Raw genomic sequence first — 18,067 nt, forward strand, 5'->3', positions numbered from 1 at the left:
TCCGGCTACCGTCAAGGACTGGCCGAACACTGGCCTGGCGCAAGGGATGCTCTGCATTCAACCGTTGCCTCCGAAGCAATTTGCTGTACCAACGGAGTGGCCCGTGCCGGATTGCGCGGGGAGGAATCCTGCCAAAAGACCAAATCCTAAGAAGCCAAGTCCCAAGAAGCCCAAGAAGAGCATGTTCAAACGAATCCTGATCGCCAACCGCGGCGAGATCGCCTGCCGGGTCATCAAGACTGCGCGCCGTATGGGGATTGAGACGGTCGCCGTCTACTCCGAGGCCGACCGCGACGCGCTGCATGTCGAGATGGCCGACGAGGCCGTGCTGATCGGCCCGCCCGCCGCGGCTGAAAGCTATCTTCTGATCGACAAGATCGTCGAGGCCTGCCGCAAGACCGGCGCGCAGGCAGTGCATCCCGGCTACGGCTTCCTGTCCGAGCGCGAGGCGTTTCCGCGCGCGCTGGAGGCGGCCGGCATCGTCTTCATCGGCCCGAACCCCGGCGCCATCGCCGCGATGGGCGACAAGATCGAATCCAAGAAGGCGGCTGCGAAGGCCAAGGTCTCGACCGTGCCCGGTCATCTCGGCGTCATCGAGGACGACAAGCACGCGGTCCAGATCGCGGAAGAAATTGGTTACCCCGTGATGATCAAGGCCTCGGCCGGCGGCGGCGGCAAGGGCATGCGCATCGCGCATTCCAAGGCGGAGGTCGCCGAAGGCTTCAACCTCGCCAAGGCCGAAGCGAAGTCGTCGTTCGGCGACGATCGCGTGTTCATCGAGAAATTCATCGTCGATCCCCGGCACATCGAGATCCAGGTGCTCGGCGACAAGCATGGCAATGTGATCTATCTCGGCGAGCGCGAGTGCTCGATCCAGCGCCGCAACCAGAAGGTCATCGAGGAGGCGCCGTCGCCGCTGCTCGACGAGACCACCCGCCGCAAGATGGGCGAGCAGGCGGTCGCGCTGGCCAAGGCCGTGAACTACGATTCGGCCGGCACCGTGGAATTCGTCGCCGGCCAGGACAAGAGCTTCTACTTCCTCGAGATGAACACCCGCCTGCAGGTCGAGCATCCCGTCACCGAACTGATCACCGGCGTCGATCTCGTCGAGCAGATGATCCGCGTCGCGGCCGGCGAGAAGCTCGCGATCGCGCAGAAGGACGTGACCTTGACCGGCTGGGCGGTGGAATCCCGCGTCTATGCCGAGGACCCGTTCCGCAACTTCCTGCCGTCGATCGGCCGCCTGGTGAAGTATCGTCCGCCGGCCGAAGCCAGCCATGACGGCATCACCATCCGCAACGACACCGGCGTGCAGGAAGGCGGCGAGATCTCGATCCATTATGATCCGATGATCGCCAAGCTCGTCACCCACGCGCCGTCGCGCGCCGCGGCGATCGAGGCGCAGGCGACCGCGCTCGACGCCTTCTATGTCGACGGCATCCGGCACAACATTCCGTTCCTGTCGGCGCTGATGAACCACCCGCGCTGGCGCGAGGGCCGGCTCTCGACCGGCTTCATCGCCGAGGAATTCCCGAAAGGATTTTCCGCGCGCGCGCCCGAAGGCGAGATCGCGCGGCGGCTCGCGGCTGTCGGTGCCGCCATTGATCACGTGCTGGGCGAGCGCAAGCGGCAGATTTCCGGCCAGATGGGCGGCCGCGTGGTGCTGCGCGAGCGCCGCCGCGCCGTGTGGCTCGATCGCGCCGAGATTGCGCTCGACGTCGCGCGCGAGGCTGACGCCATCGCGGTGCGCTTCATCGGCGACGACGGGCTGCCCGGCAATCCGCACAATCTGGTGTCGAGCTGGGTGCCGGGCGAGCCGGTCTGGCAGGGCACCATCGACGGCAATTTCGTCGCGGTGCAGGTGCGGGCGATCAACAACGGCTTCCGCCTTGCGCACCAGGGCTTTGAGGTGCCGGTCTATGTCTTCACCGAGACCGAGGCGACCTCGGCGCGGCTGATGCCGGTGGTCTCGGCCGCCGACACCGGCAAGAAGCTGCTGTGCCCGATGCCCGGGCTCGTGGTGTCGATCGCGGTGGCCGAGGGCCAGGAGGTCAAGGCCGGCGAGACCCTCGCGGTCGTGGAAGCCATGAAGATGCAGAACGTGCTGCGCGCCGAGCGCGACGGCACCGTGAAGAAGATCCACGCTGCCGCCGGCGCCACGCTCGCGGTCGATGCGCTGATCCTGGAGTTCGCATAGCACCGTCATTGCGAGCCAACGGGTCGCGCGAATGCGCGCCCGATGATAAACTCCGCGAAGCAATCCATATCTCCTCAAGCCGTGGATTGCTTCGTCGCTTCGCTCCTCGCAATGACGTGGATGGAGACAACACCATGGCCTTCCGCAAACGCCGCGAAGCACTGCGATCGATCCTCAACGGATCAGGCTGCATCCGTCCGGGCTCGGTGTATGATGCGATCTCGATCCGGATCGCGGAGGATCTCGGCTTCGAGCTCGGCATGTTCGGCGGCTCGGTGGCCTCGCTCGCGGTGCTCGGCGATCCCGACATTGCGCTGATCACGCTGACCGAATTCGCCGAACAGATCCGCCGCATGTCGCGGGCGTCGACCCTGCCAGTGCTGGTCGATGCCGACCATGGCTACGGCAACGCGCTCAATGTCCGCCGTACCGTCCAGGAAGTGGAAGCCGCCGGCGCCGCTGGCCTCACCATCGAGGATACGTTGCTGCCGCAGGCGTTCGGCCAGGCCAAGACGCAGCTGATTTCGCTCGAAGAAGGTATCGGCAAGATCAAGGCCGCGCTCGACGGACGCAGCGATCCGTCGCTCGTGATTCTCGGCCGGACCGGCGCCGTCTCGATCACCGATCTCGACGATGCGATCGCACGCGCGAAAGCCTATGAGGCGGTCGGCGTCGATGGGCTGTTCTTCACCGGCATCAAGTCGCGCGGCGAGCTGGAGGCGCTGTCGGCCGCGACGAGGCTGCCGATCGTGCTCGGCGGCGCGCCGGAGGAGATGACCGCGCCGGATTATCTGGCAAGCCAGCGCGTCAGGATCGCGCTGCAAGGCCACGCGCCGTTCGCGGCCGCGACCCAGGCGGTCTATGAGACGCTGAAGGCGCTGCGCGAAGGTATCTCGCCGAAGAACCTGAAGGGCATCGCCTCGTCCGAACTGACCGGCCGCGTGATGCGCGAGGCTGAGACCAAGGCGCGCAGCGGCGAATTCCTCGGCCTGAAGACATGAGCGGCGTGATCCGCCACGTCACCATCACCGGCCGCGTTCAGGGTGTCGGTTATCGCGCCTGGGTTCACGAACACGCCAACGCACGCGGCCTCGAGGGCTGGGTCCGCAACCGCCGCGACGGCAGCGTCGAAGCGCTGTTTGCCGGCGCCGACGACATCGTCGCCGACATGATCAAGGCGTGCGGCCGCGGACCGGTCTCGGCGCGCGTCGACCGCGTGCAGGCCGACGCCGGCACATCAGACCTTTTGAACCTGCGCGGGGCGGGCGAGCGGTTCGCATTCCTGCCGACGGTGTGACGCGCGGCCTACGCCGCCGAGATCACCAGCGCCTGAATCTTTCCGTCGATCGGGCCGTTGCCGAAGCGGCGTGCCAGCGCCTCCGCCACGCGCTTTGTCGTCGCCTCGAGACTTGGTTGACCCTGCGCTTCGATCTCGCCGCGCATCGGCGTGCCCTGGCAGTAGGCGATGGCGGCGTCCTGTGCCGAGGCAGCGGGACTGCGTTGAGTGACCAGCTCGATGACGATGTCGCGGAACCCGGCCGCGGTCAGGTCGGCGCGAATGCGCGCGGGATCGTGATAGCCGTGCGGCGTCCGCGCCATGAATTGCGGCGGGTTTTCTGGAAACACCTGAAACATCGTCTGCTGCATCACATTGGCGAAATCGTTCTCCTCGATCCTGTCCCAGACGTTGAAGAAATAGCGTCCGCCGGGCCTGATCACACGCCGTGCCTCGGCGTGACCCTTGATGCGATCGGGAAAGAACATCGCGCCGAACTGGCAGGCGACGACATCGAAGCTCGCATCGCCAAACGGCAGCGACAGCGCGTCGGCCTGCTGCCAGCTGATGTTCGCCTTATCAGCGAGATGCGTCTTCGCCTGCGCCAGCATCGGCTCGTTGAGATCGGTCGCGGTGATTTGCGTGTCGGGCAGTTCTGTCGCCAGCACGGTGGTGACGGCGCCGGTGCCCGCAGCGATCTCCAGCAGGTCGCGCGGCCGGCGGCCCTTGATGCGCTGCGCGAGGTCGTGGGCATAGGGCGCAAAGATCATCGGCACCATCAGCCGGTCGTAGAGCTGCGGGACCGATCCCGCGAACACCTTGTCGGAAAGGGGAGCCGTCATGTGCAGTCCCTCGAAAAGCGGACGGCCGTCGTGGCCGTCACGGGCAGAAGCCGCCTTCGCAGTATGAACCGGCGATCCGCCCGCGCCAACGCCTCGAATCGTGCTTAGCCGCCTTCCGGAGAGTCGCTTGGCCCTTGACTTTCACTCCGAACGGTCTGATATTTCTGTCATGACTGAAATAACCGCCAAGAAAAAACTCCCCGCCGTCGTCGAGCGCTTCATCCTGCATTGGGGCGACATGGGCGACGAATGGGGCGTCAACCGCTCGGTCAGCCAGATCCATGGGCTGCTCTACCTCGCCGAGGCGCCGATGACCGCGGAGGACATCGCCGACACGCTCGGCATGGCGCGCTCCAACGTCTCCAACTCGATCAAGGAGCTATTGTCCTGGGGATTGATCCGCCGGGTGCCGATCCTCGGCGACCGCCGCGACCATTTCGAGGCCGAGACCGACATCTGGGAGGTGGCGGCCAAGATCGCGGCCGGGCGCAAGGAGCGCGAGATCGATCCCGCGCTGGCGGCGCTGCGCGCCTGCGTCTCCGACGCGGCCGACGATCCGGCGATCTCGCCGCTCGCCAGCAAGCGGCTGAAGGAGATGCTGACTTTCACCGAGCTGGTCGACCGCTGGTACACGCAGATGCTGAACGTGCCGCGGCCGCGCCTGGTCGCGCTGATCAAGCTCGGCGAGAAGATCGTGAGTTTCCTGCCCACCGGCAGAGCCAAATAGGGACGGCGGCGTAACGGGAGCGTGCGATGGCGTCAGCAAGGATTTCCACCTTCAAGACCGCGCCGGCTTCCGATACCAAACTGCTCGACGATCATCGCTTCCGCGCATTGCTGTCGGACGAGGATTGGGGCCGCCTGCCGGTCGCGATCTGGCGGCGTTTCTCGAAGCGGTTCGAGGACGGCAACACCGTCGTCTATGTCGGCGAGGTCGAGGAGGCCTCAAGCAGCCGCGCCGGCTGGTGGCTGGCGCAGGCCGCGCGGCTGATCGGCGGGCCACTTCCGACCGGCAGCGAGACCGGCGTGCCGATGATCGTCACGGTCACCGAGGATGCCGCAAGCGGCGGCCAAATCTGGACCCGGATCTGCGCGCGCCGTGACGGCTTCCCGCAGGTGATCCATTCCGCCAAGCGCTTTGCCGGGCCGACCGGGCTCGAGGAATATGTCGGCTTCGGCGTCAGCATGGCGCTGCGGATCATGGTCGAGCACGAGGCGCTGGTGTTCCGCAGCGTCGGCTATTCGCTGCAGCTCGGTCCGTTTCGCCTGCCGCTGCCCGAGTGGTTCACGCCCGGCGATCTCACCGTGACCCATTCCGATCTCGGCTGCGGCGACTTCCGCTTCACACTGGAGATCATCCATCCGCGTTTCGGCCGGCTGCTCCGTCAGTCGGCCGTGTTCAGGGAGGCTTCATCATGACGCCGCTGCTGTGGACCTTGGTCGCCATCCAGATCGCAATGGGCGCGTTCGACACCTTCTATCATCACGAGTTCACCGAGCGGCTCGCATGGCGTCTGTCGCAGCGCCAAGAGCTCCGATTGCACAGCGTGCGCAACATGCTCTATGCGCTGCTGTTCCTCGTGCTCGGCTGGTTCGAGGTGCATGGCATCTTCGCGATCGCCATCATGGCCGTGCTGGTCATTGAGGTCGTCATCACGCTGATGGATTTCGTCGAGGAGGATCTGAGCCGAAAACTGCCGGCGAGCGAGCGGATCAATCACACGCTGCTCGCGATCAACTACGGCGCCATTCTCGTGCTGCTGGTGCCGGTGCTGATCGGCTGGGCGATGTTGCCAACGGCCGTCGTGCCGGCCTTTGCTGGTGTCTTGAGTGTTTTCGCGACAGCCGCAGCGTTCGGAGCCGCGCTGTTCGGCGCGCGGGACTTTGCCGCGGCGAGGCGCCTCGGACGGATGGCCAGCGTGCCGGCTGCGACGCTGGTCGAGAAATTGCCGGCGCGGCAGACCGTGCTGGTCACCGGCGCGACCGGCTTCATCGGCAGTCGCCTGGTCGCAAGCCTCACCGCGTCGGGCCATCAGGTGATCGCGCTGATCCGCAATCCGGCGAAGGCCGAGATGCTGCCGCCGCCGGTGACGTTGATCACAAGCCTCGACCAGTTGCCCGCGGACACAGGGATCGACGCCATCGTCAATCTCGCGGGCGAGCCGATCGGCAACGGCCTGTGGACCGAGGCCAAGCGCCACAGGATCATCGCCTCGCGGATCGACACGACGGCCGACGTCGTCAAGCTGATCGCGCGGCTGGAGCGCAAGCCGTCGGTGCTGGTGAGCGGATCGGCGATCGGCTGGTACGGGCTCTGGCAGGACCAGGTGCTGACGGAGTCGGCGAAGTCCCACGCCTGCTTCAGCCATGAACTGTGCGAGGCCTGGGAGAACGCCGCGAAGCCGGCCGCCGATCACGGTGTGCGCGTGGTGTATCTGCGGACCGGTCTCGTGATCGGCACCGATGGCGGCTTCATCACGCGGATGCTGACGCCGTTCGAATTCGGCCTCGGCGGACCGCTCGGCTCCGGCAAGCAGTGGATGTCGTGGATCGAGCGCGACGATCTGGTGCGCCTGATCGCGCATGTGATCGCCAAGCCAGAGCTTTCGGGGCCGATCAACGCGACCGCGCCGATCCCGGTCACCAATACGAAGTTCACCGAGGAGCTGGGACGCCGGCTGCATCGGCCCGCGATTGTCCGCGTGCCTGCCGGGCTGCTCCGCGCCGTCGGCGGCGACTTCGCCAACGAGCTCTTGCTCGGCGGCCAGCGCGTGCTGCCGAACAAGGCGCTCAGCAACGGCTTTGTGTTCCGGCACGAAACCCTGCGCAGCGCATTCGAGGCGATCCTGTAGAGGAGGGCACGATGTCCAGCACCTGTTCGCGCGCTTTTGGAGGTTGGTTGGCGGGCTGTGGCGCCGCGACCGCGGTGATCTCCGCCGTCGGCCAGACTTTTCTGATGGTGACGTCCCACGGCGATGTCGCCCGGCTGCTCTACGGCATCGTCGTGCTGCTGCTTCCGTCGGCCGTGGTCTTCGTCATCACCTGTCTGCTCACCGCAATTCCCGCGGCGATGGTCGTCTGGTTCACTGAGGAGTTCCAGATCCGGGCTGCCGGCTTCTTCGCTTGCGCCGGCGCTGCGATCGGCGCGTTGAGCATCAGCGTGCTGGTCCGCTCGCCGGCCGTCTGGACATCAGGGCTTGTTTGTCTGTTCGTCGCGGCCGGATGTGTCGCCGGCCTGACCTACTGGTTCGTCATGGGCGAGCTGGCGGCCCGCGAGGAATAGATGTGACCCATGCGGACGTTCACACTACGCCGCAGACGCCACGCTCCGGAACGTCGCCGCCAGCGTGCGCAATGCCGCAAGCTTGGCGGGATCGCTGACCTTCGAATGCAGCATCACCTTTGACGTGCCGAGCCGCGGCAGCTTGTGCGCTGGGCCGATGTCGATCAGGCCAGGCGGCGCGATGCGGCGGACCAGGGGCGCGACGGCAAGGCCGGCGAGCGCGGCCGCGACCACCGCGGTGACGCCGCCGCCGACGAAGCTTTCGCTCCAGGCGATGCCGGCTTTGTCGAGCGCGCGCACGGCTAACGCGCGCACCCCGCAAGGCGGTGCGAGGGTCGCCAGCGGTAAGGCATCGCCGCGCAGCCAGACGAAGCGCCTGGCGGCGAACCAGCCGAATTCATCTTCAGCCAGTTTCTCGCCGCCACGCCGGCTGCCTTCCTGGCGCACGATGACGGCGTCAAGCTCGCCGGCATCGTAGGCGTCGAGCATCTCGCGGGAGAAGCCGATCGTCACCGCGAGCGCGAGCTGCGCGGCCATCGCGTGCAGCCGCTCCAGCAATGGCACCAGCTCCGGGCCTGCGGTGTGATCGCTGATCCCCAGCGTGAGGCGCCGCCGCGCCGGCTTCTCGCCGGACAGCGCGCGGTCATGCACCTCGATCAGCGCGCGGGCGTGGTGCAGGAAGGCCGCGCCATCGGCGGTCAGCCGCACCGCGCGCGGCGAACGCTCGACCAGCCGCTTGCCGAGCACGGTTTCCAGCCGCTGCAATTTCATGCTGATCGCGGCCTGCGTGGTGCCGAGCGCCTCGGCGACGCGGGTAAAGCCTTGCAGCTCGGCGACCAGGAGGAAGGCCTGCACGGTGTCGATGTCGAGCGTGGCGGTCATGATCAATAATCGTTATCACTGCTATCTATATAGATAAGATACCAAGATGATGCGGGAAGGTCTAGTGAGAGGAGGCGCGATTGACCGCGCCAACCGAATTCAAGGAGACCGATCATGCCGCTCATCACCGTCACCTACGCGACCTCGCGCCAGTCGCCGTCGCTGAAGTCCGATATCGCCGCCTCGGTGTCGGAGCTGACCGCAAAGATCCTGCACAAGGATCCCAAGGTCACCGCGATCATCGTCAAGTCCGCCGACGCCGCCGACTGGTTCGCGGGCGGCAAGTCGCTCGCCGAGCAGGGGCTCGCGAGCTACTGGCTCGACATCCACGTCACCGAAGGCACCAACACCAAGGACGAGAAGGCGGCCTATCTCGCCGCGCTGTTCAAGCGGATGGGCGAGCTGCTCGGGCCACTGCATACCGAAAGCTACGCGCACGTGGATGAGGTGAAGGGCGATGCCTACGGCTTCGGCGGCCTGACCCAGGAGCGCCGCTACATCGCGGGCAAGCTCGAGGTCGCGCCGAAGGCGGCGTAGGTCCTACGACGTCGCCTCCGGCAGGCGCGCCGCGGTGTCGCCGAACACCTCGGCAAATGCCTGCCGGAGCGCGACGTCGAGATCGGCCATCGTGACCGGCAATCCGAGATCGACCAGCGAGGTGACGCCGTAGCGCGGATCAACCACGCCGCAGGGCACGATCGCCTGGAAGTGCGACAGCTCCGGCTCGACATTGATCGCGATGCCGTGGAACGAGACCCAGCGGCGCAGCCGCACGCCGATCGCGGCGATCTTGTCCTCGAAGCCCAGCCCCTTATCCGGGCGCTTGACCCAGACCCCGACGCGATCCTCGCGGCGCTCGCCGCGGACGTTGAAGGCCGCCAACGTGCGGATGATCCATTCCTCCAGTGAGGCGACATAGGCGCGGACGTCTGGCCGGCGCCGCTTGAGGTCGAGCATCACATAGCCGACGCGCTGGCCCGGGCCGTGATAAGTGACCTGGCCGCCGCGGCCGCTCTGGAAGATCGGAAGGCGCGGATCGAGCAGATCGTCGGCCTTGCCACTAGTGCCGGAGGTATAGAGCGGCGGGTGCTCGAGCAGCCAGACCAGCTCGGGTGCCGATCCGTCGGCGATGGCCGCCACCCTTGCGTCCATCGCGGCGAGGGAATCGGGGTAGGGCACCGGACGGTCCGCAATCCGCCATTCGACCGCCGCGCCGCTTGAGGTGCGGGCAAAGGTCGTCAAATCGAGGCTTTGGCGGTCGTTAACCATTAGCTAACCCTAACGTGGTCAGGTGAAACCACAATTTAGTTCCCGTTCGGCGGTTCAGAAGTGCCCACGCTCGATAAAGTCAGCGTCGATCTCATGGTGGTCCTCGGGACCACCACCATGCCGATTCACCAGGTCATGCGGCTGTCCCGCGGCGCCATCATCGAACTGGATGCCACCGAGGCCGACGAGGTCAAGATCCTCGCCAACAACCTGCCGGTGGCCAGCGGTGTCGTGCTGGTCGACCGCAACCGGATTGCGGTCGAGGTCAAGCAAATGCTGCCGAAATCTCCCGGCGTTCGCGGTTAATTCGCGCATTAATCGCCTTGTCCCTGCATGCATGATTTGTTACATGGCCCCGTCGATGCGGCGGCGCCTTAGGGTTCCATCCGGCATCCCAGCGCTCGTGGCGGAATTGGTAGACGCGCTGCCTTGAGGTGGCAGTGGGTAACACCGTGGGGGTTCGAGTCCCTCCGAGCGCACCAATCTCATAAAACATTGATATAAAATGAGATTCCGGGGCGCAATTCTCGCACCGGCTGGCATGGAGGCCGGCTCCGTCTCACGCAAGCCTGCCACCTCCGATTTATCAGTTGCTCGCGCCGTCTTTTGGACCGAGTCGGGCCGGGGAAGGCCGCGATTTGCTCGCTGATCAGCATCGCGCGTGGTAGCCCTTGCGCGAACCGAATCCCCCGGAACGACGAAGGCCAAGTCTGACGATGCTGTCTCTTCCCAAGACCAAGATCCGCGTCCTGCTGCTCGAGGGCGTCAACGATTCCGCAGTCCGGATGTTCGAAGCCAACGGCTATACCGAGCTGCAACGTCTGCCCAAGGCGCTGGGACCTGAAGAGCTCAAGCAGGCACTGTCGGGCATTCATATGCTGGGAATCCGCTCGCGGACGCAATTGACCGCGGAGGTCCTGGAGGCGGCGGACCGGCTGCTGGTGGTGGGCTGCTTCTCGGTCGGCACCAACCAGGTCGATCTTGACGCCGCGCGGCGTCTTGGAATTCCGGTCTTCAACGCTCCTTACTCCAATACGCGCAGCGTGGCCGAGCTGACCATCGCCGAGATCGTGATGCTGTTTCGCCGGATCTTTCCGCGCTCGATCTCCGCCCATGCCGGCGGCTGGGACAAGTCTGCCGAGGGCAGCCGCGAGGTGCGCGGCAAGACTCTCGGCATCGTCGGCTACGGCAACATCGGTTCGCAGCTGTCGAATCTCGCGGAAGCCATGGGCATGCGCGTGATCTATTTCGATCAGACCGACAAATTGCGTCACGGCAACACCGAGCCGGTCGAGACGCTCGATGAATTGCTCGCGGCGAGTGATGTGGTTTCGCTGCATGTGCCGGAGACGCCGGCCACCGCCAACATGATCGGCGCGGCCCAGATCAGGCTGATGAAGCCGGAGGCCTATCTGATCAACAATTCGCGCGGCACCGTGGTCGATCTCGATGCGCTGGCGAGCGCGCTGCGCGAGGGCAGGCTGGCGGGCGCGGCGGCCGACGTGTTTCCGGTCGAACCGACGTCGAACCAGGATCGCTTCGTCTCGCCGCTGCAAGGCCTGCCCAACGTGATCCTGACGCCGCATGTCGGCGGCTCGACCGAAGAGGCGCAGGATCGGATCGGCAGCGAGGTCGCGCGCAAGTTGATCGACCATTCCGATGTCGGATCGACCTTCGGCGCGGTGAACTTTCCGCAGGTGCAGTTGCCGGCGCGGCCGACCGGCACGCGCTTCATCCATGTCCATCGCAACGTTCCCGGCGTGATGCGGCAGGTCAACGACGCGGTGTCCCGGCACAACATCAACATCCTGGCGCAATACCTGCAGACCGATGCGGAAGTCGGCTACGTTGTGCTCGAGACCGATGTGGTCGGCGGCGAGGGCGAGGAGTTGCTGGCCGAGCTGAAGGCCATTCACGGCACGATCCGCGTGCGGGTGCTTTACGAGCAGAACCGGCCACAGACCTAGCGAAAGCGAAGGCGGCGGGCGTCACCAATTATCGGATCAGGTCGATGAGTCTGCTCGGTCTGCCCCTCACTTACACCGTGACTTGGATCAACTGAGCGCGGCGAGGCGTTGCACCGGCGCGCGGGCATCTCGGCAGGCCGTCGAAGTTGCAGTCATCCTCCGACGCCCCCAGCGACGCCGGAAAATTTCGCGATCATGGGGCGATCCTGTGATACGGCTCGCGTCGTGTCGCGGAGGCATGCCGTTGCGGGCTATCTTTTCCGATCGCACCGCGAGCCTGCCCCATCCGGAGTGCCTGATGATCTTTGCCAGCTACGCCTACCGCGTTCTCTCTAACTTCGTGTTCCTGGGGCTGGTCTATTTCACGCTGAACCTGCTGGAGAAATACGAGCAGCGCGCGACGGCCGCGATCCTGATCCTGGTCTATGCGGCGATGCATGCCTTCTCGGCCCTGCGCTCGTTCTATTTCTTCCAGCGGATCGAGCGGCTGGAAGGCGAGACGCGGCGGTTAGCCGCAGCAGCCGGCGAGGGCCCCAACGCCGCGGCCTCGCGCAAGCAGATCGTCGCCGATGTGACCGAGCTCCGCCATGCCGGCGAGATCAAATCCTATATCGACATCTTCTTCCTGGCGCTGGTGATCCTGCTCTGCGTTGCCAAGCTCGTGGCCAGCTAAGGCTGCTCAATCGGGCACGCGCTTGTTGGCGGCCGAGGCTTCGGCGCGCGGGGTGCGCTTGGCGACATGGACCGAGGCATTGCTCGCAGCCGGTGGTGCGACCTGCAACGGCGCGCCGTGGGCTCTGCCGTGGACCGGAGCGGGGAGCTGATGTGCGGCCTGGCTCGGGTGCTTCGCCTGGCGCGCGGAGATCGCCTGCGTGCGCGGCGCGCCGACGCCGGGGGCGGCAGCCGCGCGCTGGGCGAGACGGCGACTGGCGGCCGAGCGGGCCGCGAGCAGCGTCAGATCCAGCGCCTCGGGAACGCGGAACACGTCGGACGCCGGGATCGGCAATGTCGAGATCGCCGCGAATTGCGTGAGCTGCGGTTGCGGCCAGGCCGTAGCGACGGGCATACCGAGGCGCGCGCGCTGCGCGTGATCGAGGATGTCGGCGTCGCGCCAGTCCAGTTCGGCAAACACGGGCGCGGGCAGCGTCCGTGTCGCGGTGAAGACGAAGTTCGGAATTTTCGGCCAGCGCGTGATCGCCACCGTCTCGGTCGGCGGATGCATGAACCATTGCCGCGGCTCGGTCGGCGTCGCAGGACGGTCGGCCGTCGCCGGCACGACGTGAACGATGCGATAGCCGCGCTCTTTCAGCGTGTTAAGGATACGCGGCAGCGCCGCGACGGTGCGCGGCTGGATGTCGTGCAGCAGCAGGATGCCCTTGTGCTTGGCTTCGATGCGCTGGATCGCGAGATCATAGACCCGCTGCGGCGAGATGTGGCGCCAGTCGTCGGCCGGGAAGTCGGCGCTCCAGACCTGGATGCCCTGTGACGCCAGATAGGCCTCGGGGATCTCGGCGCGCATCAGGCCGGGGATCCGGAAGAACGGCGCGAGCTTGCTCTTGTCGCCGTTGAGCGCTGCCAGCGTCGAAGCGATGCCCTCGTCGACCTCCTGCTTCACCCGCTCGAGCGGCATCTTGTTCATCGTCAGCGGATGGTTCTGGCTGTGCGTGCCGACGGTATGGCCGGCCGCGATCAGCTTGCGCACGCCCTCCGGATTGAACCGGGCCTGGGAGCCGATGGTGAAGAAGGTCGCCTTGACGCACTGGCTGGCGAGGATGGCCAGCACCTGGTTGCTGTATTTCGGCAGCGGCCCGTCGTCGAAGGTCAACACCACCTCGTGGTCGGCGAGCGGCAGGGTCTCCGGATACTGCATGGTGCCGATCCGCGGATGCTGCTTGGGATCGACCACGAGAACGCGCGAGGTGCCGAGCGCGTTGGGGTTACCCGGGCAGTCGGCGGCGAGGGCGGCGTAGGGCATCATCAAGCCGCAGCCCAGCAGCGCCGCGCCGATCACCGTCCGCGATCGCTTCCGGATCATCACCAGGACGTTCGCAATCATTGAATCCAGGCCGCATTCCAAACGCACTGACGAATCCTTAAGGAAGGCGCCATGAATGCCGCCTTAACGGTCTGTAAGTAATCCAGCTTTGGCCCCGGGTTCAATGTGTCCGGTCGGACATGGTTTTCATCGCCGGCGGGACGATGTGGACGACGTGAAAATTGTGCTCCTGGAGATACCTCAGGAAGGCCGGCAGCATCTCGGCCGTTCGCATTTGCGGGTCATGGAGCAGGATAATTCCCTTCCGGTGGGCTTCGAGCCGGCCGGTGAGCAGCTTGAGTTCCTGCTCGGGCGTCATCTTGACCCAGTCACTGGCCCAGAAATCCGCCCCGAACACCGCGATACCACGCTTTTCCAAATGGTCCAGCAAGGTCGGGGTCGACTCGAAATAGGGGAACCGGAAGAAGGGCGTGCTCGGAACCGTGCTCGCGGTGCCACGCAAGGCTGCCTGGACCGCTTCGATGCCCCGGTTGATGTTCGCCTCGGCCTGATCGGTCGGCAGCCTGTTGAGATGCGGATGGTCCCAGGTGTGATAGCCGACGGTGTGGCCGAGGCGCGCGATCTTGCGGACCATGTCGGGGTGTTCGGAGGCGTTGCGGCCGACCATGAAGAAGGTGGCCTGCACGCATTCGGTGCCCAGCGCCGCCAGCACCTTGTCGGTGACCAGAGGCGACGGTCCGTCGTCGAAGGTCAGCACCACCTCGCCATCCCGGAGTGGCAGGGTCTGCGGGAAGCTCTTCAGCCCGACGCGCGGATAAGTCGCAGGATCGACCTCAAGCACACGTGAGGTGCCGAGTGCGTCCTTGCGCGGGCATTCGCTGGCTTGCGCGGCGCCGGTCAGCGCGAGCGGCGCGATCGCGACCAGCGTCGCCATAATGTTGAGGATCGGTCGTGGTGCGCTCGACATCTTTCTCATTGCACGGTGCCCCGCCGATTAGGTAATGCGGTCCGCATCAATCAGACCAGATTTTCCCCTCCTGTCAAACCGGCGAAACACGGCATGGCCGAGAATTTCGACATTGCCGAGCCCGCCAGGGACGACCTGAAGCACGACCCGCTTGCCCGGATGCCGATGCGGGACGAGGAGGGCCAGCTCCGCCCCGAATTCGTCGAAGAGATCACCCGGGCGATCCAAGCCGCCGACCGGCCGCTGCTGTGCGAGGTGGTCGCGGAACTGCACGAGGCCGATCTCGGCGACCTGATCGCGGCGCTGGAGCCCGACGACCGCGTCACCCTGGTCGAGATCACCGGCACCGATTTCGACTTCTCGGCGCTCAACGAGGTCGACGAGGCGGTCCGCGAGGAGATCCTCGAGGAACTTAAGCCGGAGACGGTCGCCGAAGGCGTCCGCGAGCTGGAATCCGACGACGCGGTCGAGCTGCTGCAAAGCCTCGACGAGGCGGACCAGGAACAGATCCTGGAGAAGCTGCCGGCCGCCGAGCGCGCCGAGATCGAGCGCAGCCTGCTGTATCCGGAGAATTCCGCCGGCCGGCGGATGCAGACCGAGTTCATCGCGGTGTCGCCGGACGAGACGGTCGGGCAGGCGATCGACTACATGCGCGAGACGCCCGACCTGCCGGATCGCTTCTACGAGATCTATGTGGTCGACGCCGGCAAGCACCTGCTCGGCGCGGTGCCGCTCGACGTGCTGCTGCGCACGCGCCGCCCGGTTCCGGTCAAGGACCTGATCGACGAGGACCGCCGCCGCATTTCCGCGCTGGAGGACCAGGAAGAGGTCGCGCGGATGTTCGGCAAGTACAATCTTGTCGCAGCTCCCGTGGTCGACACCACCGACCGGCTGGTCGGCGTGATCACCATCGACGACGTCGTCGACATGATCGAGGAGGAGGCCGACGAGGACCTCAAGGCGCTCGGCGGCGTCACCCATCCCGAAGAGCTGTCCGACACGGTCTGGACCATCGCCCGCGGCCGCTTCAATTGGCTTTTGGTCAATCTCGCCACCGCGTTCCTCGCCTCCTCGGTGCTCGGCCTGTTCGAGGGCCAGCTCGAGAAGATGGTGGCGCTCGCGGTGCTGGCGCCTATCGTGGCGAGCCAGGGCGGCAATGCCGCGACCCAGACCATGACGGTCGCGGTGCGCGCGCTCGCCACCCGTGAGCTCGGTGCCTTCAACGCGATGCGCGTGGTGTTGCGCGAGACCATGGTCGGGTTGGTCAACGGCGTCGCCTTCGCCGTCATCACCGGCATCGCCGCGGTGGCCTGGTTCAAGATCCCCGGCCTCGGCCTCGTGATCGGGCTTGCGATCATCTGCAACCTGGTCGCCGGCGCGCTCGGCGGCATCCTGATCCCGATGGTGCTGGAGCGGGTGCGCGCCGATCCGGCGGTCGCCTCCGGCACCTTCGTCACCACCGTCACCGACGTGGTCGGCTTCTTCTCGTTTCTCGGCATCGCCACGCTGTGGTTCGGGCTGAAATAGCCCACATCTGGCCGGCCGCCTTATCGTTAATCGCGCCTTAACGGGGTTGGCGGATGATGCCCTTATCTCCATTGCGGCCATCACGGGGGCCATCATGCAGCGGTTGCGGCTCAAGGCGGACGGACGGATCGTCGAATTGCGCGACGGGCAGGAAATCCCGCTCACGCCCGCGCACCCGGCTGGATCGGCGATGCGGCCTGCGGCGGCCCAGCCGGCCGTGCGCGATTTGCGCCGCCGCGCCCAGCTCACCCAGCTCGAATTCGCCGCCAAGCTCGGCGTGCCCGTGGAGACCATCCGCAACTGGGAGCAGGGCAAGCGCGCCCCGCGCGGTCCCGCCCGCGCGCTGCTCGCCGTGATCGCGCATTCGCCCGAGACGGTGTTCGCCGCGCTGTCGAGCGCGCCGACCGCGGCTTGAGGGGGCAGGCCGGTATCCGCCGTCATTGTTCATCCGATTGATCGCGCTGAATGTGCCACATTCACCGCCGTCGTCCCGGCGAAGGCCGGGACCCATACGCCGCGGCAGCAGTAGTGAACGGGACTCGTCGTTCCAGCATCGCACAACAAGCTGCATTTGTGGTTATGGATCCCGGCCTGCGCCGGGACGACGAAGCGGATAGTTCGCGCGGTAGAGCTAAACCCATCATCCTGAGGAGCCGCGAAGCGGCGTCTCGAAGGATCGACGGCCACCATGGGCCGTGCATCCTTCGAGACGCGCTGCGCGCTCCTCCAGCGACAAAGGCGACGCCTTTGCGCGGGGATGACGGGATCGATATGTGCACACATCCGCATTCTCGCGACATGTTTGTCCGAGTCTTGCTGTTCGTTTCGCCGCTCTTCAATCAGAGGGCGCAGGGAAAGCCGGGTGCCGATCGCACCCATGGGTCCGGTGCAAATAAAAAGCACCGGAGGTCGGACCACAGGTGTAACCGGGAACATCCCGGCTTTCCCTGCGCGATGGTTTTACGGCTTATACGTGCTCGCCCCGGTGAGACTGGGCTTGTTTGTCACCGTCCTTCGCGAGAACGCTTGCGCGTTCCGCTAGGAGACACCTGCCGCTAGGGCGTCAGGTCTGCACGACTTCGCCGTCCGCCACATTGTGCACGTCGTCAGTGCGCAAGCAGCGGCCACCGCATCTCACCGCAACACTCCTGACGATGCGCAGCGCCCCTCGATCGGGTGAGACGGGCAGACCATACACTGTGTCGGTCTGCGGATAAACCGAAATATTTTTGCTGCGGGGGCTTGCGCCGTCGGGCAAATCAGTGATTGGGATTTTTGGCACGAACCCTCGAACATCGATCAGCCGCAACACGGCTGCTTGGCTTTCGGCGCGCAGCAGGACTGCTGCTCCTGCAGCCAGCGGTCGCGCGGCTTGCAACTCGACGGGCGTGCCGAGAGATGGACGCGGATCGCGGTGTCGCCGGCATCCACGCGTTCTGCGCGATAGATCTGCATCGGCCGAACACCATCGCTCACCTCGAAGGTCAGCTTGGCCTGCGGATCGAAGCCGACCGCCTCGTCGACCTTGCGGATGATGGTGAGAAGCTTGCCGGCAGCCATGTGGCCGCGGCTTTCCTCCTCGATATCCCAGAGCTGAATGAAGGTCTCGCTCCAGCTCTCGGGGTTCGCGCCGCAATCGAGCCCTCTGAATGAACCGGTCTTGACCTCGGTCACTTGGTAGCTTGGGCGAACGTCGCGGCCGTCATAGCTGAAGATCAGCGGCTTCTCCCTGTGCGCCTCGAGGCTGGACAGCAGCGTCGCAGCGGACAGCTCGTCCACCGGGAGCAGGGCGCCGACGGTTGATCGGGTCTTGGCAGGCGTATCCATGGCTGCTATCTTCATTTCAATGATTGTTGAATTG

At 65.7% G+C, this 18,067-nt stretch carries 19 protein-coding genes and 1 tRNA gene; 14 read left to right on the top strand and 6 right to left on the bottom strand.

Annotated features, from left to right (window positions below; translation table 11 throughout):
• Window positions 1-181: 181 nt before the first annotated feature.
• From ACVIW0_RS16260 to ACVIW0_RS16270, 3 genes are all read left to right on the top strand, one after another.
• Complete coding sequence (locus ACVIW0_RS16260; RefSeq protein WP_461353229.1) at window positions 182-2,197, top strand: acetyl-CoA carboxylase biotin carboxylase subunit; 2,016 nt, start codon at window positions 182-184, stop codon at window positions 2,195-2,197.
• Window positions 2,198-2,331: 134 nt separating this feature from the next.
• Window positions 2,332-3,198 (top strand): isocitrate lyase/PEP mutase family protein, encoded by an 867-nt coding sequence (locus ACVIW0_RS16265; RefSeq protein WP_461353230.1) that lies wholly within the window; start codon window positions 2,332-2,334, stop codon window positions 3,196-3,198.
• Window positions 3,195-3,494: an acylphosphatase gene (locus ACVIW0_RS16270; RefSeq protein WP_461353231.1), complete on the top strand. Its 300-nt coding sequence runs from the start codon at window positions 3,195-3,197 to the stop codon at window positions 3,492-3,494. The genes ACVIW0_RS16265 and ACVIW0_RS16270 overlap by 4 nt, the downstream gene beginning before the upstream one ends.
• Before the next feature lie 8 nt (window positions 3,495-3,502).
• On the opposite strand, the gene ACVIW0_RS16275 is transcribed toward ACVIW0_RS16270, so the two are convergent.
• Window positions 3,503-4,315: a class I SAM-dependent methyltransferase gene (locus tag ACVIW0_RS16275; protein ID WP_461353232.1), complete on the bottom strand. Its 813-nt coding sequence runs from the start codon at window positions 4,313-4,315 to the stop codon at window positions 3,503-3,505.
• Between the two features lie 169 nt (window positions 4,316-4,484).
• Between ACVIW0_RS16275 and ACVIW0_RS16280 the strand changes: the two genes are divergently transcribed.
• The 4 genes from ACVIW0_RS16280 to ACVIW0_RS16295 are packed head-to-tail and all read left to right on the top strand — an operon-like array spanning window position 4,485 to window position 7,598.
• Window positions 4,485-5,042, top strand: coding sequence for a GbsR/MarR family transcriptional regulator (locus ACVIW0_RS16280; RefSeq protein WP_038385827.1), 558 nt, complete (start codon window positions 4,485-4,487; stop codon window positions 5,040-5,042).
• 26 nt (window positions 5,043-5,068) lie between these two features.
• Window positions 5,069-5,734 carry a DUF4166 domain-containing protein gene (locus tag ACVIW0_RS16285; RefSeq protein WP_461353233.1) on the top strand — a complete coding sequence of 222 codons (666 nt, stop codon included), beginning with the start codon at window positions 5,069-5,071 and terminating at the stop codon, window positions 5,732-5,734.
• On the top strand, window positions 5,731-7,167 hold the full coding sequence (locus ACVIW0_RS16290; protein ID WP_461353234.1) for a TIGR01777 family oxidoreductase: 1,437 nt from the start codon (window positions 5,731-5,733) through the stop codon (window positions 7,165-7,167). Before ACVIW0_RS16285 ends, ACVIW0_RS16290 begins: the two co-directional genes overlap by 4 nt.
• Window positions 7,168-7,214: 47 nt before the next feature.
• Complete coding sequence (locus tag ACVIW0_RS16295; protein ID WP_461353235.1) at window positions 7,215-7,598, top strand: hypothetical protein; 384 nt, start codon at window positions 7,215-7,217, stop codon at window positions 7,596-7,598.
• Window positions 7,599-7,622: 24 nt separating this feature from the next.
• Here the strand turns inward: ACVIW0_RS16295 and ACVIW0_RS16300 are convergent, their stop codons facing one another.
• A complete protein-coding gene (locus ACVIW0_RS16300; protein WP_461353236.1) occupies window positions 7,623-8,480 on the bottom strand; it encodes a LysR family transcriptional regulator in 858 nt (285 codons plus the stop codon).
• Between the two features lie 114 nt (window positions 8,481-8,594).
• Between ACVIW0_RS16300 and ACVIW0_RS16305 the strand changes: the two genes are divergently transcribed.
• On the top strand, window positions 8,595-9,017 hold the full coding sequence (locus ACVIW0_RS16305; RefSeq protein WP_461353237.1) for a tautomerase family protein: 423 nt from the start codon (window positions 8,595-8,597) through the stop codon (window positions 9,015-9,017).
• A gap of 3 nt (window positions 9,018-9,020) precedes the next feature.
• On the opposite strand, the gene lipB is transcribed toward ACVIW0_RS16305, so the two are convergent.
• Complete coding sequence (lipB, locus tag ACVIW0_RS16310; RefSeq protein WP_461353238.1) at window positions 9,021-9,749, bottom strand: lipoyl(octanoyl) transferase LipB; 729 nt, start codon at window positions 9,747-9,749, stop codon at window positions 9,021-9,023.
• A gap of 60 nt (window positions 9,750-9,809) precedes the next feature.
• Here lipB and ACVIW0_RS16315 point away from each other — a divergent pair, with 60 nt between their 5' ends.
• The 4 genes from ACVIW0_RS16315 to ACVIW0_RS16330 all read left to right on the top strand — a co-directional run bounded on the left by ACVIW0_RS16315 (window position 9,810) and on the right by ACVIW0_RS16330 (window position 12,389).
• Entirely contained in the window at window positions 9,810-10,055 is a 246-nt protein-coding gene (locus ACVIW0_RS16315; RefSeq protein WP_076831216.1) for a FliM/FliN family flagellar motor switch protein, read from the top strand.
• Between the two features lie 91 nt (window positions 10,056-10,146).
• Window positions 10,147-10,231, top strand: a tRNA-Leu gene (locus ACVIW0_RS16320).
• 234 nt (window positions 10,232-10,465) lie between these two features.
• Window positions 10,466-11,716, top strand: a complete 1,251-nt coding sequence (serA, locus tag ACVIW0_RS16325; protein WP_461353239.1) for a phosphoglycerate dehydrogenase — start codon at window positions 10,466-10,468, stop codon at window positions 11,714-11,716.
• A gap of 298 nt (window positions 11,717-12,014) precedes the next feature.
• Window positions 12,015-12,389: a hypothetical protein gene (locus ACVIW0_RS16330; protein ID WP_461353240.1), complete on the top strand. Its 375-nt coding sequence runs from the start codon at window positions 12,015-12,017 to the stop codon at window positions 12,387-12,389.
• 6 nt (window positions 12,390-12,395) lie between these two features.
• Here ACVIW0_RS16330 and ACVIW0_RS16335 read toward each other — a convergent pair whose 3' ends face one another.
• Complete coding sequence (locus ACVIW0_RS16335) at window positions 12,396-13,772, bottom strand: polysaccharide deacetylase family protein (RefSeq protein WP_461353241.1); 1,377 nt, start codon at window positions 13,770-13,772, stop codon at window positions 12,396-12,398.
• Between the two features lie 100 nt (window positions 13,773-13,872).
• Window positions 13,873-14,646 (bottom strand): polysaccharide deacetylase family protein, encoded by a 774-nt coding sequence (locus tag ACVIW0_RS16340; RefSeq protein WP_461353242.1) that lies wholly within the window; start codon window positions 14,644-14,646, stop codon window positions 13,873-13,875.
• A 126-nt stretch (window positions 14,647-14,772) separates the two neighbouring features.
• Between ACVIW0_RS16340 and mgtE the strand changes: the two genes are divergently transcribed.
• Window positions 14,773-16,206 (top strand): magnesium transporter, encoded by a 1,434-nt coding sequence (mgtE, locus tag ACVIW0_RS16345; protein ID WP_461353243.1) that lies wholly within the window; start codon window positions 14,773-14,775, stop codon window positions 16,204-16,206.
• Between the two features lie 94 nt (window positions 16,207-16,300).
• Window positions 16,301-16,621: a helix-turn-helix domain-containing protein gene (locus ACVIW0_RS16350; protein WP_461353244.1), complete on the top strand. Its 321-nt coding sequence runs from the start codon at window positions 16,301-16,303 to the stop codon at window positions 16,619-16,621.
• Window positions 16,622-17,505: 884 nt separating this feature from the next.
• On the opposite strand, the gene ACVIW0_RS16355 is transcribed toward ACVIW0_RS16350, so the two are convergent.
• Complete coding sequence (locus tag ACVIW0_RS16355) at window positions 17,506-18,033, bottom strand: DUF6428 family protein (protein WP_461353245.1); 528 nt, start codon at window positions 18,031-18,033, stop codon at window positions 17,506-17,508.
• Window positions 18,034-18,067 lie beyond the last annotated feature (34 nt).

Source organism: Bradyrhizobium sp. USDA 4454 (assembly GCF_054822705.1).

Excerpts from the sequence above, each read along its gene's own strand:
- ACVIW0_RS16335 (WP_461353241.1), bottom strand. The coding sequence starts at position 13,772 with ATGATTGCGAACGTCCTGGTGATGATCCGGAAGCGATCGCGGACGGTG.
- ACVIW0_RS16300 (WP_461353236.1), bottom strand. The coding sequence starts at position 8,480 with ATGACCGCCACGCTCGACATCGACACCGTGCAGGCCTTCCTCCTGGTC.
- ACVIW0_RS16270 (WP_461353231.1), top strand. The coding sequence starts at position 3,195 with ATGAGCGGCGTGATCCGCCACGTCACCATCACCGGCCGCGTTCAGGGT.
- ACVIW0_RS16350 (WP_461353244.1), top strand. The coding sequence starts at position 16,301 with ATGCAGCGGTTGCGGCTCAAGGCGGACGGACGGATCGTCGAATTGCGC.
- ACVIW0_RS16285 (WP_461353233.1), top strand. The coding sequence starts at position 5,069 with ATGGCGTCAGCAAGGATTTCCACCTTCAAGACCGCGCCGGCTTCCGAT.
- ACVIW0_RS16280 (WP_038385827.1), top strand. The coding sequence starts at position 4,485 with ATGACTGAAATAACCGCCAAGAAAAAACTCCCCGCCGTCGTCGAGCGC.
- ACVIW0_RS16355 (WP_461353245.1), bottom strand. The coding sequence starts at position 18,033 with ATGGATACGCCTGCCAAGACCCGATCAACCGTCGGCGCCCTGCTCCCG.
- ACVIW0_RS16265 (WP_461353230.1), top strand. The coding sequence starts at position 2,332 with ATGGCCTTCCGCAAACGCCGCGAAGCACTGCGATCGATCCTCAACGGA.
- serA (WP_461353239.1), top strand. The coding sequence starts at position 10,466 with ATGCTGTCTCTTCCCAAGACCAAGATCCGCGTCCTGCTGCTCGAGGGC.
- ACVIW0_RS16305 (WP_461353237.1), top strand. The coding sequence starts at position 8,595 with ATGCCGCTCATCACCGTCACCTACGCGACCTCGCGCCAGTCGCCGTCG.
- ACVIW0_RS16275 (WP_461353232.1), bottom strand. The coding sequence starts at position 4,315 with ATGACGGCTCCCCTTTCCGACAAGGTGTTCGCGGGATCGGTCCCGCAG.
- lipB (WP_461353238.1), bottom strand. The coding sequence starts at position 9,749 with ATGGTTAACGACCGCCAAAGCCTCGATTTGACGACCTTTGCCCGCACC.
- ACVIW0_RS16290 (WP_461353234.1), top strand. The coding sequence starts at position 5,731 with ATGACGCCGCTGCTGTGGACCTTGGTCGCCATCCAGATCGCAATGGGC.
- ACVIW0_RS16330 (WP_461353240.1), top strand. The coding sequence starts at position 12,015 with ATGATCTTTGCCAGCTACGCCTACCGCGTTCTCTCTAACTTCGTGTTC.
- mgtE (WP_461353243.1), top strand. The coding sequence starts at position 14,773 with ATGGCCGAGAATTTCGACATTGCCGAGCCCGCCAGGGACGACCTGAAG.
- ACVIW0_RS16340 (WP_461353242.1), bottom strand. The coding sequence starts at position 14,646 with ATGGCGACGCTGGTCGCGATCGCGCCGCTCGCGCTGACCGGCGCCGCG.
- ACVIW0_RS16260 (WP_461353229.1), top strand. The coding sequence starts at position 182 with ATGTTCAAACGAATCCTGATCGCCAACCGCGGCGAGATCGCCTGCCGG.